This window comes from Moorena sp. (assembly GCF_982860115.1).
Map to the genome: position 1 here is coordinate 1 of NZ_CEYLVT010000182.1, position 15531 is coordinate 15531.

Below are 15531 nucleotides of genomic sequence, written 5' to 3' on the forward strand. Positions count from 1 at the left end.
ATAGCACCTCAAGTAGCGTGCGCGTAGCGCTAATCGCTGACCGCTGATAGCTGATGACTAATAACTAATAACCACTAAGGATTTTGACGGCGAAATTCTGCTGGTGTCAAGCGCAAAGGCTGATCTGGGTTCCAAATCCCATAGCCCATAATTCTGGCGTATTCTTGAGCACGGGCGATTTTATGATCATATTTGTTATTGGGGGCTAGGGGTGAAGCTAAGGCACAGCCCTTAGCTACCAACTGCTCATTGACCAACACACCATCTACCCATACATAGGCTAACCAGCGACTATAGCGGTCTTGTTCCTCTACATCGAGCTCTAACATAACCGATTGTTGATCACTAGTTTCACTAAGCATCTTCTGTAAACAGGTTTTGGCCTGATCTCCCCAAGGCTTTTGTTTCCAGCTTGGTGCCTGTATGCCAATCATCCGGATTCGTGCCATTAATGGTGGATCTTGATTGGTGATCAACACATCCACCGTGTGTCCACTGATCACCTGTTGCACTTGAGCACTAGTCTGGTTGGGGACATTGGTCAATTGGCAACCCCCGAGGAAGAGCAGAAAGCAACTAAGCAGGCTACCCGCTCTACTGTACCTCTGCTCTGCTATTGTCCTAATCTTCATCCAGTGGCAGCCCAAACCGAACCTTGCCTTTAGCAAAATATCGACCGAACTGAAGTTCATACACTTCATCTTCATCCTGAGTCTCTACCTCTAGGTCTGACCGGGGATAACTCACACACAATAGAGCATAGCCTTGCTCCCGCAATTGTGGAGATAGTCCCATGGCTTCCGGTTGGTAGACTTTTCCTGCCAACACTCGCACTGCGCAAGTGGTACAGGCTCCATTGCGGCAGGCAAAGGGTAGCTCTACACCTTGGTTTTCTGCGGAATGCAAGATATAGCGGTCTGTTGGCACGTTTACCTTGTGCTTAGCACCAGTTTGGCGATTATGAATCTGAATGGTGTACGATTGAGTCATTGACTTCCTATATATTTTTCTGTATAATAAGAAATCGGGCGATGAGTTGAGAAAAATTCAAAGCTCCAACTGAATACTTTACCTGGAGAGGTGGCCGAGTGGTTGAAGGCGCAGCACTGGAAATGCTGTTTAGGGGTAACTCTAACGAGGGTTCGAATCCCTCCCTCTCCGTACCGATTCAATCAATACTATCAGCGGTCAGCATTCAGCCGTCAGCGGTCAGCCGTCAGCCTTTAGCTGTTAGCTTAGCGTGGCACAGGCTTCTAGCCTGTGATCTAACCCATAAGCTGATAACTGATAACTGATAACTGATCGCTGATAGCTGATGGCTGTTCGCGTAGCGTGCGCGAATGCGCATATGCTGATAGCTTACCGAAATACAAACCCAAAAGTCATTTATTACCAAGTTGCGGTCAAACGTACAACTTTCTGTTCCCCCTATCTCCCCATCTCCCCATCTCCCCATCTCCCCATCTCCCCATCTCCCCATCTCCCTATCTCCCTATCCAAGCAATCTACTATCTTTGAATGCAACTCGGTATAAGAGGGCTATTCCTTATAAAATAATTAAGATACCAATACGCGAGCATCTAGCTGTAAGCCTTAAATGAAGCAGTTGATTCAAGGTCTGCATCGATTCCAGACCAATTACTTCGAGAGCCACCGAGACCTATTTGAGTTACTGTCTCACGGGCAGCATCCCAGGGTACTATTCATTACCTGTTCAGATTCTCGAATTGACCCGAGTCTGATTACTCAAACTGAGCCTGGTGAAATGTTCATTATCCGCAATGCCGGGAATATCATACCGCCTTATGGAGCAAGTAATGGCGGTGAACCAGCAGCAGTAGAGTATGCTATTTATGCCTTAGGCATTAATGAAATTATCGTATGCGGTCACTATCGCTGTGGAGCGATGAAAGGTTTACTGAAAATCGACAAGCTAGAAGAGGACATGCCAGCCGTTTACCAATGGCTCAAGCATGCCGAAGCTACTCGCCGGATTATCAAAGAACACTATCAAGACTATGAAGGTGACGAACTCCTGAATGGGGCGGTGGAGGAAAACGTCCTTAACCAGCTACAAAATTTACGTACTTACCCAGTTATTCAATCTCGACTCAGAAGTGAGGAAATTCGGCTTCATGGCTGGGTCTATAAGATAGAAACGGGAGAGGTTCTGGAATATAGTCCACTGCAAAAGCAATTTGTACCCCCTCAAACCCAGTTTTCAAGAGGAGCATGGATAACACCTCAGCAGCAAGCAAGAATTTATAAAGGTTCTCCGGAATAAACTCTAATCTAAGTGATAATAATAAGCGAAAAAAAAAAGTAGATGCTACCCTGCTTAGAGGTGCTATAATCCAATTAGCATCATTTTTACTCTTAGCCTCTGGTAAACTGTTGTCAGTAAGTCGTCAACAGTTTACAGCCAACAGTTAAATCAGCTTCTTAGTTTACAACAACCTATTTGCAACCCTATGTGTAGATGCCCTGATAGCTTATTCCCGTTGGACTAGTTATTGTCCTACCGTCTTTATAACGTTAGTCAACACAATATCCGAAACTAGCTCGACTATAACAGCCTCTATTATAGTTTCGAGATTTCGGTTTTGATATTACTATAGTAAAAGCTATTTCAGGATTACGATAACCGTATAATTGCGGAATTAGTTGAATAGCCTAATTGGGGACATTGGGCAATTTTACGGTTCTTTTGGTCATGGGTAATGGGTTAAGGGGAGTAGGGAGTAGGGAGTAGGGAGTAGGGAGTAGGGAAGAGATAATAGGGAAGATACAAGAGGGAAAAAATCCTGTGTACCTAATTAGGGTATAAACCGCTATAGTCGCGACGGGGAAATTGAAAAGCGGAGGAAGAATAGCGAATGGAAGAATTAATGACTCTCAAGGAATTACTCTACGAAGGCAAAATCCCTGAAGCCCTGGAACTGATTGAAGAATTGGAGGAGATGAGCAAATCGGATAAACTGAATAAACTATTTAGCTATGGAATTATTCTGCTGTTACATCTAATCAAAAAAGCGGCTGAGAAACGGACGACTAAATCTTGGGAAGTATCAATCCGTAATTCTGTTAAACAAATTCAACGAACTAATAAGCGCCACAAGGCTAAAGGAACTTATCTAACGGAAGAGGAATTATTAGAAACGTTAGAAGATGCCTATGAATCCGCACTAGACCGCGCTTCATTAGAAGCATTTGAAGGAAGTTATGAAGCTGAAGAAATTGCCAAAATGGTGGAGCGGGAGGAAATTATAAAAACAGCAATGGAGTTGATTTTGTAGGGCTATCAGCTATAGCGCTACGCTATCAGCTATAGCGCTAGGCAATAGGCAATAGGCAATAGGCAATAGGCAATAGGCAATAGCTTACTAGAACAGCTTTTGCTACTTGTATCAATCTCCTTTTAATGCGTAGTGCTATATCAGTTATTAGCAATCCATTTAGGAATTGTTATCATTATTGATGCCCTATTCCCTATTCCCTACTCCCTACTCCCTACTCCCTACTCCCTACTCCCTACTCCCTACTCCCTACTCCCTGTTCCCTTTGCTACAAATATTAGGATTGATCACATCGATAAACTTAACTGAGAGCCAAGGGATGTCTTAGATACTTCAATCCTGGTCTGAAAGGCTTCTTTAAACTGAGGCATATGAGTCACGGTTAAAATACAAGCAAAATCGGATGCGATCGCATTAATTGCTGCAATCAATCGCTCACACCCCTCGGCATCTTGGGTGCCAAACCCCTCATCCACAATCAACATTTGTAAGGATGTGCCTGAGCGTTGGGCCAACAGTTGTGCTAATGCCAGACGAATGGCAAAATTAATCCGGAATGCTTCACCACCGGAATAGGTTTCATAAGGTCGAGTCCCACTGGCATCAGCAATTAAAATATCTAAGGTATCAATTAGTTTGGTTTTTTTCTTAGAAGACCGACTCCCGGCCTTTTGGGTAACAATTTGGATGTGTAACTGATTCCCAGTCAGTCTAGCCAAAATTTGATTGCTTTGGGCTTCTAGTTGAGGCAAAATATTCTCTATCATGAGAGCCTGGATGCCATTTTTGCCAAATGCGATCGCTAATTCCTGATGCACCCGATATTGCCGCTGGAGTTGTTGCAGCTTTTCGAGTTGCTGTTGATACTGACTTTGTAGGGATTCCAGTTGCTGCAACCGTTGTTGGAGACGCCCCTGCTGGGATAGTTGTTTATCCATTTGTTGTCGGCGCTGCTTCATCCCCTGTTCTAAGGCTTGGATGTCCCTAGTGACATCAGGACTTTGTTCCATTTGCTTGACAATGTCTTCAATTTGTGTATTAACCTCCTTGAGATTACAGCGTCTGCTCTGGAGGCTTTGAGTTAGGCTTGCCAAGCGTTGACCGACTTGGGGATTTTGCTCTTGGGCGGTTTGTAATTCCTGATAAGGCAGTTGCCAAGATTGGGCTTGACGCAACGAGGCTCTAATCTGATTATGAGCATCCAAGTTATAGCCAATCTCAGCTATGTATCTATCCAGCTGATCCAATTGCTGCTTCAACGGGGAATTGGTTTGTAACTGATGCACTGAGCCTTGAAGACTATCCAGCTTTCCTTGCAGCTGTGGTTTCTGGGCATCAATTTTTTTCTGACGCCGCCGTGCTTCTTCTAGCTTAGCCGAGTGGATTTCAGCCCAGCGCCAGCGGTCAACGTCCCCCCGTGCTAGAGCATGGGTTTGTTCATCGTAGTTGAGCTGTTGGACTCGGAGGTCGAGTTGCCTGAGTTCTGCGTGTAACTCTACCCCATAAGCACGAATAGTAAGGGATTGTTCCAGTTCTTTCTTTTCTTCAGATACTTCATAGAGTCGGTCATAAACTTCGTCGGTAGCTTCTAGTTGTGCTGCTAGTTGTCCCCGTTGTTCGAGCAACTGTTCATAAGGAGAGAGTTGTTGGGAAATTTGGGAGTATTCATGGCGCAACACCTGAAGTTCTCGTTCACAAACGGTTAGCTGCTCTCGTACTACCCAGAATTGATCTTGAACATCCTTGTGCTCAGCAGTGGTTTTCTGAATCACCCGGTCAGAATGGGCTGCATCTAGAGGCTGCTCGCATAAGGGACAAACTGCGTTCTGAACTTGCAGCAATTGGATTTTTTGGGTCAGTTCCCCCAGTAATTTTTCATAGCGACGTTGGTTTTCGTGGAGGCGTTCTCGAAAGCCTCGACGTTCTAGTCCTTTGTCCTGTAACCGAGACAGGTAGACCCGCTTTTTCTCTAATTCTCCAAGTTCAGCCTCTAACTGAAGTGCGGCCTGTCTGAGCTGAGGTGTTGTTGCTACTTGCTGGGATAACTGTTTCTCAGAAGAAACCAGTTCTTCTAATTTGGCACTGAGTCTGGCTTGAACCCGGTCAAGTTCGCTTTGGATAGACCCACAACGTTGCAACAAGGGAGAGACTTCTAGTTGTAAATTATCTAGCTGCTTGAGCCGTTCACGAGCTTGGTTAAGTTTTGCCAGGGCTGTAGCAACTTCCCCTGAACGGGAGAGGGTATCTTGAATCTCTTGCTCTTGAGTACCTAAGGCTTCTAGTTGAGCTTGGATATCACGAATTTGCAGATTATGTTGATTAATGTCTTGATTAAGCTGCTGTTGGAGTTGTTGTCGTTGCTGTTGCGCTTTTTGATAAGTCTGTAATTTGGCGGCAAGAGTTTCTTCTTGTTCTTGTAGCTGGAGGTATTCGGCATAACCAGCCGTAATTTGTTGGTCTTGAGAGAGTAGTTTAGAGAGTTGTTCTTGTTGGGCAACAGCAGTAGCAATGTCTTGTTGTATGCGATCGCAATCTTGAGTAAGATTACGATATTGTGTCCTCACAAAGTTCAGTTGTTGTTCCCAGCTAGTCCGCTGATGTCCAATGGCTTGTAGTTGTTTGAGTTGTTGGGCGTCTTGGTCTTGGTCTTGTTGCAGCTGGTTTAAGGCAGTTTCCAGGGTAGCTGTTTCCTTTGCGATCGCATCCCGTTCTCCCAGTTGTTCTTTAATACCCTGCAAACTTTGGTCTAGCTGTTCTACTTGACCTTTCAACTGCTTTGACAAATCCTTTGCCTGGTCTGCCAATTTTTCGTACTGGTCTAGTTTGAGCAAATCTGCCAGAATTTGTTTCCGTTCACTGGGACGCCTGACCATAAACTCATCGGCTCGACCTTGACGCAGGTAAGATGAGTTGATAAAGGTATCGTAATCTAGCTTCAGATTCGCTATTATTAATAATTGAGTTGCTCGTACTCCTTTCTGGCTTAAAGACTTAAAACCATCTGGTGTTTCCACTTGAAACTCTAGGCAACTCCCCTGTTTTCGGTGGCGAGTCCGAATAATTCGATGGGTTTGTTGATTATTTTGAAAAATAAAGTCCACTCGGACTTCCTTCGCCCCAGTATTGATGACATCGTTTTCCGAAGCAACACGGCTTTGTCCCCAAATTGCCCAGGTAATGGCTTCTAGCAGGGACGATTTCCCTGCTCCATTCTGACCACAAATACAGGCAGTGTGAAGACCGCGAAAGTCTAGAGTTGCGTCGCGGTAGCTGAGGAAGTTTTTTAGAGTTAGTTGGATAGGAATCATCTAGGCTCCACAAACCTCACACCGTTAATACTTGATCAAATTAAGTATAATCACACACTTTGCTTAGTTTAACGACGTCTATATCAGTTTTGTAGGTCTTGAACGCTCATTTTTACAAAAGTTAATAAATAGTTAGTAAGCAAAAATTCTTAGCTAGACCATCAGCTATCAGTATTCAGCCATCAGTGGTCAGCCATCAGCGGTCAGCGGTCAGTGGTCAGTGGTCAGCCTTTAGCCGTCAGCCGTCAGCCGTCAGCCGTTGGCCAATGGCTGAGAGCTGAGAGCTGAGAACTGATAGCTGATAGCTGATAGCTTACGCCATTGCGGTTTTGGAACCATGTTCCATGGGGAACTCGATCAGGCGTACTATAAATCTAAGTAGGATTAATCTAATCGGATACCGAAACTAGGGTAAACATTATGTCAAAAGCTACGGTGCAATATACAACCAAGGATTTAAAGGAACTCGGCTTCATCGTTGAAGTGCCAGGCAGAACCGACAATGCCAGAAACAGAACCAAAGCCCTGGAAGAGATTCAACGGCGCATGGAAGACTCAGAAGACACTACGGTCAATGAGGATAGCTTTGCCGATGGCTTGAGTGCTGACGATTTGATTTTAGTTGAGCCACTAGGTACCAGTGATACAGATGGTGAGGAAGCAGAGATTATTCAGTCAGTAAAAGCGATCGCATCTTTAGCAAGTTTAAGGGTCAATTTGGAACAAGCTTACCAACAAGCCGTGGAATTACGGCCAGTGATCGAAGCCTTATTTTCCCCAGACCCCCTGACACCGGAACATATGAAACTGGCAACGGATAGAAATTTTGCCAAAACCTTAACAAAATTTGCTGAAGCTAAAGCCGCTCACGATCAGTATCTGCCCATTGCCAAAGAAGCTTGGGAAATACTAGAACCCGCTTTGCCACCATCTCAGCATCAAGCTAATCCTCTAGGATCGGAGGTAGTAGAGCATACTGAGAGTAATGGCAAAAAGGGTGTGGCTGTGAATGAGTCATAAAACCTATGCCTAGAGGCAGGGGCTTATAAAATTGTTTTTTAAAATTGTTTAGGTGGGGAGGGTTGAATCAGTCCCAATGCCGGATGTAATTGTATTTTTTTACTTTCCCCTCTTCCCTGTCTTTCCCTACTTCCCACGTCCAGGATTTTTCCCAAACCTGGCCTCTTGGACGCTGCTACCAATGCCCTGAATTACACCACGAACTACTAGACCAATACTTCTACCAAAGATTTGGGTTAAGACATACACCACACCATTACCAATCCAAGTAACAGCGGCTTGCACACGGGGAGAAAGAGCATCCCGTAGCTCATAGGCTAACGTCACAGCTAGCTGAAAACCTCGTAGCCGTTCTAATTCCCGACGCCGAGGAGCATAGATACTGGTTTGTTTAATGCCAGTGTCAGTTAGGATAAATAAATCATATCGACTCTCGAAAATTGCTTGTGGCTCACCAAATAGTTTATCTTGGCGATATCGCCAGGAGAGATTATTGCGAAATCGGGCAATTTCCCGAGATGACATTAAATTTTGATGATAAAAATTTACCTTAATACTTTCTACATCTGCCAATTGATTTAATAACGGTTGAATCACCCCATTAGCAATTTGGATAATTAAATTGTCCAGGATAAGTTCTGACCGTTGAATTGCTTCGGGGGTGTGGGCGGGATAGGAGACATTATCAATTATTAATGAGCTGTCAAATAGCCGATGATATAATAAATCAATAACTAGAGGAATTTTATCAAGAATTTCTTTTTTTACGATGGGATAGTTACCCACCAAAATAGTGACAACTTCTAGTTGAGTATTTTCCGTGTACAAGGTATAATACTTACCGAAGAAATCTGTTACTGATGCTTCCCACAGGTCTTTCAGAATCAGCTGTTGCTTGTGAGGTAACTGTTCCGGTGTTACTTGAGACAAGCGCAAATCTTCAATCAGCGCTTCAAAGGTTTGGAAGACTAAACCAAGTAACTCTGCTCTTTTCTCTACTTGGAGAATGTCAAGTTCTAGGGGAACACCAGAGAGGTTGGATAAACCAGATTGAAGTTTTACCATTGTCCGCTCAACTCTCCGCTCAACTAGTGGTGCCTTAGGGCTAAGCTGGGATTGAGCCTTTGGCGCAACAGTCAGTGAGCTTTCCGGTTTAGGCATTGGGACTAAGGAACTCTCCCGTGACGGTTCCACCAGAATCACGCTAGCGGGTAATAGCTGATCCGCCAGCCAACGGGCTACCAACAGTTCTCGACGGCGTCCAGTCCAAAACAGCCAATCCCAATTGGAAAGACGAGGATTTTGCAGCTGACTATTGACATGGGCTAAAGCCGTTTCAAATTGTTGGAATCCTGAGTTACGCCACTGTTGATACCAGGGAGCAAAACCTGCAGCTTTATAGGATACAGTAGGTAAGCTAGACAGTGTCTGCCAATAGGATTGACCCTCAACAATTTGACCAATGGCTTCAACAATGGTAGCGATCGCTACTCCTTTGGGGCAATACCCATTGACACCCAATGCTTGAGCTGCTGCTAGCACAGTGGGTTTAGATTCCCTGGTCAGTAGTAAAATTGCCAAGTTAGGGTACTCCCGCCGTAATCCCTGACACAGTGGTAATCCTGATAAGGTTACCTCTTGATTTGAATTAGGGCGACCTAAACCTACTTCCAAAATTGCCACATCCACGGAGTTAGTCCCCTCTAGTGCCGCTAATCTTGATAAGGCTTCTGTGCCAGTATCAGCCTCAGCTACAACTAGCAGATCCTGGAAGGCTTGCAAGGCAGTCCTTAGACCCAATCGGAATACTGGGTCATCATCAATCAGAAGGATATGAGTTATGCGATCGCTCATATGGAGATAGCCTATAGGAAATGGCTCATGGCTAAACCCTGTCAACCAATGAACACTATGAACAATTAGCCATTTAAGCTAGCATAACATTAGCTTTTGTGGCTTGGGGGCTGAGGAACCGATCCGCTGGAGCAGGAATCCAGGAAAATTGTTAATTCTTCATTGTTAATTGTTAATCGTTAATCGTTAATTTAAAATTATTAATTCTCAATTAACGATTAACGAAATTTGATAATAACTGTTGAGATTAAATCAGTTTAATACCCAATTCTTGGTCTTTGCTTAGGCTTGTGCTTGTAGCTGTTCCTGTGATTGGGCTAGCTGCTCCTGTAGCTGTTCCTGTGATTGAGCTTGTAGCTGCTCCTGTGATTGGTCTAGCTGCTCCTGTAGCTGTTCCTGTGATTGGTCTAGCTGTTCCTGTAGCTGCTCCTGTGATTGGGCTAGCTGTGCCTGTGATTGGGCTAGCTGTTCCTGTAGCTGCTCCTGTGATTGGTCTAGCTGTTCCTGTGATTGGGCTAGCTGTGCTTTATCTGGTTTTGGTGCTTTGGGTTTTTTCTCAAATACTTGAATGCCTGGTTGCTCTACCCGAAACCCTTTGTTAATTTTCGCTCCCAGTTTGCCAGTAATAACAGCGACCCACATGGAATACATCTCATTAGCAGTCGTGATTTTTTTCCAAACTTTGGGTTTGACCTTAATCGTAAAAATCGTGCCATCACAATCAACATTAAATTCCTGCCAGCCGTTTTTAACAGTTTTTACTGTAGGCAATTCATGAATTTTTATAATGAGTTCCATTTTGCCAGTAATCATTCCAGTTTTTGTTTTTTTTATTTGACTTATTTCATCAGCTTTGTGAATACTCATTATTTCAAGCATGGGCAACTCCTTTGGAAATAAAAGTGATTTGTTTTAGTAATATTGTTAAAACAATAAATAGGGCAAATAAATCAGCTATAAAAATGCTGATTTAGCTAACCCTTTCCCCTAACCAAAACCCGTTGGATAAAAGTCTTAGACTGGTCAGGGGTAAGTCAGCACAAGTCAGTTTGCTAGGCATAAGGAAACAGTGGTTGATTTTTTGTCTAAAGACCACCAATCCATAGACCTTTTCGAGCCATCGAATGTCAACTGACTTACCTATTTACTCTGTGATTTTGCATTTTCTCATATTTTTCCGATTTCAAAAGCGACTCAATCAAGAATGTTAGGTAAGTTTGAGAAACTAAAAAAAACCTAATGGTTCTGGATTTAAGCGATATGCAGCGGTATTCCCATCTGATGCGTGAAATGCCTATAGGTGCGCTTGACCTTGGCGAATTAAATTCGCCAAGGTCAAGCGCACCTCTGGATATGAGATTGATCGAATAAGTATTTTTGCTTATTAATTTTGCAATCTTTGTTAGATGCGGAAAGCGCATCTAATTATTAAATTCGCCACGGGTCGCACCTCTGCATCGCTTCTGAGTAAGGCTTCTAGAATTTAGATGGGCTTGCCCTGGCCGGAGCGCTCCTCATATCATCTCAGGATAATGACCCTGTCTTGATGCAATAGCGAGTGGGGGAAACCCCCAAGACCGCGCTGCATCGCTTAATAAAAATCGCTCCCATCTCTCCATCTCCCCATCTCCCCACACTTGCCACATTTGCCATCCCTACACCCTGATAACTATCAAAGCGGCGCTTCAAAGAGGATCGCGCCGCCATCGAAGACATGAATCAGGTCGAGCTTAGGGCTTCGAGTTAGCCTACGGCTAAGCACTGCCGCAGATCAGCAATGCTATTAACGTTTTCTAAAATTAACTTCGGACACATCCGTTTAATTAAGCCAGTCAGCACCTTACCTGGTCCGACTTCCACCACTTTCTCAATCCCTTCCACTGGTAGCCTCAGAGAAATTTCTCGCCATCGTACTGAACCAGTAATTTGAGACTGGAGTTGATGTTTTAAGGTAGCTGCCTCTACCGTGGGTACAGGGTCCACATTCGATAATACTGGTACCTGGGCATCAGCAAAGGGGACAGACAGCAAGAGTTCCTGGAACTGAGCTGCTGCTTGAGCCATTAAGGGAGAATGAAAGGCACCGGACACTTTTAGAGGAACAGCCCGTTTCACTTTAATCTGACTCAGCAAATCCTGAACTGCTGTTGGTCTACCTGAAATTACCACTTGAGCAGGACTGTTATCATTAGCAATAACAACATCCTGTATCTGCTGGATTTTTTCTTCAAGTTCTAGGCGTTTGAAGCCAATCAGAGCAACCATCATGCCTTCAGTTGCACTATCCATCAATTTAGCCCGATGTTGGACTAGGCGTAGCCCTGCCTCAAAGTTAAATACCCTGGCAGTGTAGAGGGCAACATATTCTCCCAAACTGTGACCGGCTACTAGATTGGGTCGTTCCCCTTGTTCCATGAGCAGATCAGCCAGGATACTCTCAACTACGTATAAGGCAGGTTGAGTGTAGAGGGTTTGAGATAACTGATCGGACTCCCCTTGACAAATATCTAGGACAGACCAGCCTAAAATTTCCTCAGCTTGCTTAAACTTAACCTTTGCAGAGGGCAACTCTAATAAGTCAACTCCCATACCTGGTGCCTGGGAACCTTGCCCGGGAAACACCCATGCAGTCTTTATCATTTATTTATTATTTATTGGCCGTCAAGAATCAATTATCTGCTATAGCTGTACGATTTGGTGGTCTGATTGGTTTTAATTATCTCAAGTGCGCTGATTGCTGAGTGCCGACTCCTGAGTGTTGATTGTGTTTACCGTCATTTATCCGGTGCATTGCTGAATCTTTGAATGAATATCAGTGGGGTGGGCATCCTGCCTGCCCGCAGATTGTAATATCAAGTCTGGTTGAATACCCATAATTAAACAGAGAGTGGGAGGTGTGGGGAGATGGGGAGATAGGGAGATTTTTATTAAGCGATGCAGAGGTGCGACCCGTGGCGAATTTAATTCGCCAACGGAAAGCGCACCTAAGCGGTCTTGGGGGAAACCCCCATGAGCGACTGCATCAAGACAGGGTAATTATTCTGACATGATATAACGGGCAAGATGCCCATTCCAGGCATGATGTCCATTCCACAAAACTATTCAAATCATTCCATTATTACGCAACGCCCTATAATTTAGAGTAAATCATTATCAATTAATACGTCATAATTAATAGTTCATAGTTTTAAAACTCTAGTTTTAAATCTGCCATTAATTGAGAAATAGTTGATGGATCCCCTTGACGGTAGTATCCCCAATTAAATTCAGCAATTTGTGCTAGTACTTTAGGATTAAAGTCTCCTTCGTTACCGTAACCAATAGTGAAAAAGGCAATTCGCTTCTCGCTGGAAAAGCCACTTTTTTCCAGTTCTTGAAACAGTTGCTCAAGACGAAGCTTAGAATCAGAATCGTCGCCATCGGTCAAAATCACCACAGCATTAATGGCACCCTCTCGGTAATTGTTTTGTAACCAGTTACGGGCTTCTTTGGCAGCATCATATAACCGATTACCCCCGTCAGGGTTGAGATTAACAATAAACGCCATAGCGCGATCGCGTCCTTGAGGGGTGCTATCTACCAATACTGGTGGACGAATCTCGGAATCAAAATCAATCAGGGCAATTTGCTCTTTTGGTCCTAAACTGTCGATGTATGCGCGCAAAGTCTTTTTAACCGCTGCTAATTTATTCTCCGACATAGAACTGGAAGAGTTTACCAGCACCACCACTTGTGAGGGTTTTTTGGCAAATTCCTGCCAGGACTTGAGCATTGCTGCCACTACCTCTGGTTGAGGGGAACCCAGGGAATCGTATCTAGCCTTGGGGTCAACACCGAATTGAGCAGAAAACTTGGCACCTAATGGCACTTCTGGTACACCTGGCCTTAAACCAAGTTCTGTGGCAATTTTTTGGACTTGAGGCGATCGCAAATAGTCAATCACCTGTTGCGCAGCCGCCTTTTCCTGTCTACTTACCCAAGGAGCTTTAGGTAAAATTGCTCGCATATTGGAAGTAAAGGTGGCCTGGGGATACACTGCCTCATAGCGGCTTTGCCCAGCTTGCTGATTGGAATTTGCAGCAATCACCGAGGACTCGTACACTGAACCAATCGATGCCCAAAAGGAACCATTCTTCACCATGTCCTTTGCCAAGGAACTGGTAGAGACACCATAGCGAATCACTTTACGTTGTATCCCTTGGATCTGTGTCTGATAACCCTGCACATCTGCTACTGTCAATTGTTCTGGTCGTTTACCAGATACACTGGCAAATTGAGCCACTAAGGTTTGTAAACCAGAATTGGAGCCAGTAGGAGCAGTGTGAACAAGGTGAATGGGCAATTGAGGGCTATTGGGATCCAGTTCCTGGTGGGTTTTGGTATTCACCAAGGCTTTGTACAAATCCGGTACCTGCCGTAATCCATCGGCTAATTCTGCCGATGTCATCAATACCATGGGGCTATGGGCTAACAACGGCGCATCGGTAATCTCTCCCATGTAATCTTTCCCTGGAAAAATCTGATTGATCTGATCGATTAACTGACGATGATAGATTTCGCCATCCACCGAAACTAAGGTAGGAAATTCTGGCCCATTACGCTTAAGGCTACGGGATTTTAGTTGTTGCGCCAGGGATGTCAGACTAGTTACCACATCGCTACTACTTTTAGTGTCGCAGCTGAGAAAGAACCCCTTGCCATTAGCTAATTTGGGCTGTTGTTGGTTAAATTGCTCCGCTGCTTGCTCGCAGAATTGCCCTAAGGGGCTACCTACTAAGAATTTGACCTCAAAGCTTTGCTGGGTTAGACGGTTGGGTTTTCCCGTGCAAGCTCCTAGAAAAAGCATACCCAACGTAGTGCTCAGGTGAATTAGCCGCTGATAATTCAATAATTTAGTATTCATAATATAGATTTTTAGTTGGGATGTAAACAGAGGATTGATTAAAAAAGGGAACAGGGAACAGGGAACAGAAGTAAATAAGGATGCCAGAATTTTATGGTGTTATCATCAATCACCATAAAATCTTATAATATTATTATTTATGCTGGAATAATTAGTGCTAAATCACGACTTTATATAAAAATTAGCCATATACAAATTACTTATGTAAGCATTTATTTTTGAAATAGTCTCATCTTCTGTTAAAGTCAAATAGGTCGCCACCAATCACTAATTACCAATTACTATAGCGGTTTATAGCCTAATCAGGTACACAGGATTTTTTCCCAGATCCGCTGTTCCCTGTTCCCAGATCCGCTGTTCCCTGTTCCCAGATCCGCTGTTCCCTGTTCCCTAAAATCCAAGACTATGTACCTCACCCAATTGAAAACTGCTATAATGATAAATCACTGATGATCAACAATGTCAAAGTAATTTACCATCCCCTTGTGCAGCATAAGTTAAGCCTGATGCGTCAGGCTGGAACGAGTACAGCCAAATTTCGTAAACTCCTTAAAGAAGTTGGGTTATTGTTGGCATACGAGGTAACAAGGGATTTGCCCCTGAAGTATGAACCAATCAATACACCAATCTCCCCGATGCTAGCTCCGATGCTGGCTTCAGAAAAGAAGATGGTGATTGTCTCGATTATGCGAGCTGGACAGGGTCTGTTAGATGGTATTCTAGAACTCATCCCATCCTCTCGTGTCGGTCATATCGGTTTGTATCGTGACCCTCATACCTTTGTGCCCATAGAATATTATTTCAAACTCCCCGATGATATGACTCAGCGAGATGTGTTGGTGGTTGATCCGATGTTAGCTACAGGTAATACTGCCGTTGCTGCTGTTGACCGACTCAAGGAAGTTAGCCCGAAGTCCATTAAGTTTCTGTGCTTATTAGCAGCACAGCAAGGGCTTGACTATTTCCAACAGCAGCATCCGGATGTAGTGATTTACACGGCGGCTATTGATCAAGAATTAGATCACCATGGCTATATTGTTCCAGGACTTGGGGATGCAGGCGATCGCTTGTATGGTACGAAGTAATTTAATATAGGGCAAAAGGCAAAAGGCAAAAGGCAAAAGGCAAAAGGCAAAAGGCAAAAGGCAAA

General features: G+C 44.1%; 14 protein-coding genes and 1 tRNA gene. 6 read left to right on the forward strand and 9 right to left on the reverse strand.

Annotation, left to right across the window (positions count from 1 at the left end):
- Positions 1 to 74: 74 nt before the first annotated feature.
- Together AC4II3_RS24405 and AC4II3_RS24410 are read right to left on the reverse strand one after the other, a co-directional pair.
- The gene (locus tag AC4II3_RS24405; RefSeq protein ID WP_490722908.1) at positions 75 to 545 is read right to left on the reverse strand and encodes a thermonuclease family protein; all 471 of its coding nucleotides are present in this window, start codon (positions 543 to 545) and stop codon (positions 75 to 77) included.
- A 76-nt stretch (positions 546 to 621) separates the two neighbouring features.
- Positions 622 to 990: a 2Fe-2S iron-sulfur cluster-binding protein gene (locus tag AC4II3_RS24410; protein WP_008178059.1), complete on the reverse strand. Its 369-nt coding sequence runs from the start codon at positions 988 to 990 to the stop codon at positions 622 to 624.
- A gap of 84 nt (positions 991 to 1074) precedes the next feature.
- Here AC4II3_RS24410 and AC4II3_RS24415 point away from each other — a divergent pair.
- Positions 1075 to 1161, forward strand: a tRNA-Ser gene (locus AC4II3_RS24415).
- A 55-nt stretch (positions 1162 to 1216) separates the two neighbouring features.
- Here the strand turns inward: AC4II3_RS24415 and AC4II3_RS24420 are convergent.
- Positions 1217 to 1480 carry a hypothetical protein gene (locus AC4II3_RS24420; protein ID WP_490722909.1) on the reverse strand — a complete coding sequence of 88 codons (264 nt, stop codon included), beginning with the start codon at positions 1478 to 1480 and terminating at the stop codon, positions 1217 to 1219.
- A 117-nt stretch (positions 1481 to 1597) separates the two neighbouring features.
- Between AC4II3_RS24420 and AC4II3_RS24425 the strand changes: the two genes are divergently transcribed.
- From AC4II3_RS24425 to AC4II3_RS24435, 3 genes are all read left to right on the forward strand, one after another.
- Complete coding sequence (locus AC4II3_RS24425; protein ID WP_488029596.1) at positions 1598 to 2284, forward strand: carbonic anhydrase; 687 nt, start codon at positions 1598 to 1600, stop codon at positions 2282 to 2284.
- Between the two features lie 592 nt (positions 2285 to 2876).
- Positions 2877 to 3296: a DUF29 family protein gene (locus tag AC4II3_RS24430; RefSeq protein ID WP_488029598.1), complete on the forward strand. Its 420-nt coding sequence runs from the start codon at positions 2877 to 2879 to the stop codon at positions 3294 to 3296.
- A 132-nt stretch (positions 3297 to 3428) separates the two neighbouring features.
- On the forward strand, positions 3429 to 3605 hold the full coding sequence (locus AC4II3_RS24435; protein ID WP_488029599.1) for a hypothetical protein: 177 nt from the start codon (positions 3429 to 3431) through the stop codon (positions 3603 to 3605).
- Here AC4II3_RS24435 and sbcC read toward each other — a convergent pair.
- Positions 3584 to 6604, reverse strand: coding sequence for an exonuclease subunit SbcC (gene sbcC, locus AC4II3_RS24440; RefSeq protein WP_488013602.1), 3021 nt, complete (start codon positions 6602 to 6604; stop codon positions 3584 to 3586). The two genes, AC4II3_RS24435 and sbcC, sit on opposite strands and share 22 nt — an antisense overlap.
- 420 nt (positions 6605 to 7024) lie before the next feature.
- Between sbcC and AC4II3_RS24445 the strand changes: the two genes are divergently transcribed.
- Positions 7025 to 7624: a hypothetical protein gene (locus tag AC4II3_RS24445; protein ID WP_488013600.1), complete on the forward strand. Its 600-nt coding sequence runs from the start codon at positions 7025 to 7027 to the stop codon at positions 7622 to 7624.
- 126 nt (positions 7625 to 7750) lie between these two features.
- Here AC4II3_RS24445 and AC4II3_RS24450 read toward each other — a convergent pair whose 3' ends face one another.
- The 5 genes from AC4II3_RS24450 to AC4II3_RS24470 all read right to left on the reverse strand — a co-directional run bounded on the left by AC4II3_RS24450 (position 7751) and on the right by AC4II3_RS24470 (position 14381).
- Positions 7751 to 9478, reverse strand: a complete 1728-nt coding sequence (locus tag AC4II3_RS24450) for a DUF3685 domain-containing protein (protein ID WP_488013598.1) — start codon at positions 9476 to 9478, stop codon at positions 7751 to 7753.
- A 282-nt stretch (positions 9479 to 9760) separates the two neighbouring features.
- Positions 9761 to 10357: a hypothetical protein gene (locus AC4II3_RS24455; protein WP_488013596.1), complete on the reverse strand. Its 597-nt coding sequence runs from the start codon at positions 10355 to 10357 to the stop codon at positions 9761 to 9763.
- 645 nt (positions 10358 to 11002) lie between these two features.
- Positions 11003 to 11185 (reverse strand): hypothetical protein, encoded by a 183-nt coding sequence (locus tag AC4II3_RS24460; RefSeq protein ID WP_490722910.1) that lies wholly within the window; start codon positions 11183 to 11185, stop codon positions 11003 to 11005.
- 36 nt (positions 11186 to 11221) lie between these two features.
- The gene (gene fabD / locus AC4II3_RS24465; protein WP_488013592.1) at positions 11222 to 12118 is read right to left on the reverse strand and encodes an ACP S-malonyltransferase; all 897 of its coding nucleotides are present in this window, start codon (positions 12116 to 12118) and stop codon (positions 11222 to 11224) included.
- 547 nt (positions 12119 to 12665) lie between these two features.
- A complete protein-coding gene (locus AC4II3_RS24470; protein ID WP_488013590.1) occupies positions 12666 to 14381 on the reverse strand; it encodes an extracellular solute-binding protein in 1716 nt (571 codons plus the stop codon).
- Between the two features lie 449 nt (positions 14382 to 14830).
- Between AC4II3_RS24470 and upp the strand changes: the two genes are divergently transcribed.
- Complete coding sequence (gene upp, locus AC4II3_RS24475) at positions 14831 to 15466, forward strand: uracil phosphoribosyltransferase (RefSeq protein ID WP_293070453.1); 636 nt, start codon at positions 14831 to 14833, stop codon at positions 15464 to 15466.
- Positions 15467 to 15531 lie beyond the last annotated feature (65 nt).

Bases quoted from the DNA above. Each gene is read 5' to 3' on its own strand.
- AC4II3_RS24430 (WP_488029598.1), top strand. From the start codon at position 2,877: ATGGAAGAATTAATGACTCTCAAGGAATTACTCTACGAAGGCAAAATC.
- AC4II3_RS24455 (WP_488013596.1), bottom strand. From the start codon at position 10,357: ATGCTTGAAATAATGAGTATTCACAAAGCTGATGAAATAAGTCAAATA.
- AC4II3_RS24420 (WP_490722909.1), bottom strand. From the start codon at position 1,480: ATGGGGAGATGGGGAGATGGGGAGATGGGGAGATGGGGAGATGGGGAG.
- AC4II3_RS24470 (WP_488013590.1), bottom strand. From the start codon at position 14,381: ATGAATACTAAATTATTGAATTATCAGCGGCTAATTCACCTGAGCACT.
- fabD (WP_488013592.1), bottom strand. From the start codon at position 12,118: ATGATAAAGACTGCATGGGTGTTTCCCGGGCAAGGTTCCCAGGCACCA.
- sbcC (WP_488013602.1), bottom strand. From the start codon at position 6,604: ATGATTCCTATCCAACTAACTCTAAAAAACTTCCTCAGCTACCGCGAC.
- AC4II3_RS24450 (WP_488013598.1), bottom strand. From the start codon at position 9,478: ATGAGCGATCGCATAACTCATATCCTTCTGATTGATGATGACCCAGTA.
- AC4II3_RS24410 (WP_008178059.1), bottom strand. From the start codon at position 990: ATGACTCAATCGTACACCATTCAGATTCATAATCGCCAAACTGGTGCT.
- AC4II3_RS24445 (WP_488013600.1), top strand. From the start codon at position 7,025: ATGTCAAAAGCTACGGTGCAATATACAACCAAGGATTTAAAGGAACTC.
- upp (WP_293070453.1), top strand. From the start codon at position 14,831: ATGATCAACAATGTCAAAGTAATTTACCATCCCCTTGTGCAGCATAAG.
- AC4II3_RS24425 (WP_488029596.1), top strand. From the start codon at position 1,598: ATGAAGCAGTTGATTCAAGGTCTGCATCGATTCCAGACCAATTACTTC.
- AC4II3_RS24460 (WP_490722910.1), bottom strand. From the start codon at position 11,185: ATGGCGGCGCGATCCTCTTTGAAGCGCCGCTTTGATAGTTATCAGGGT.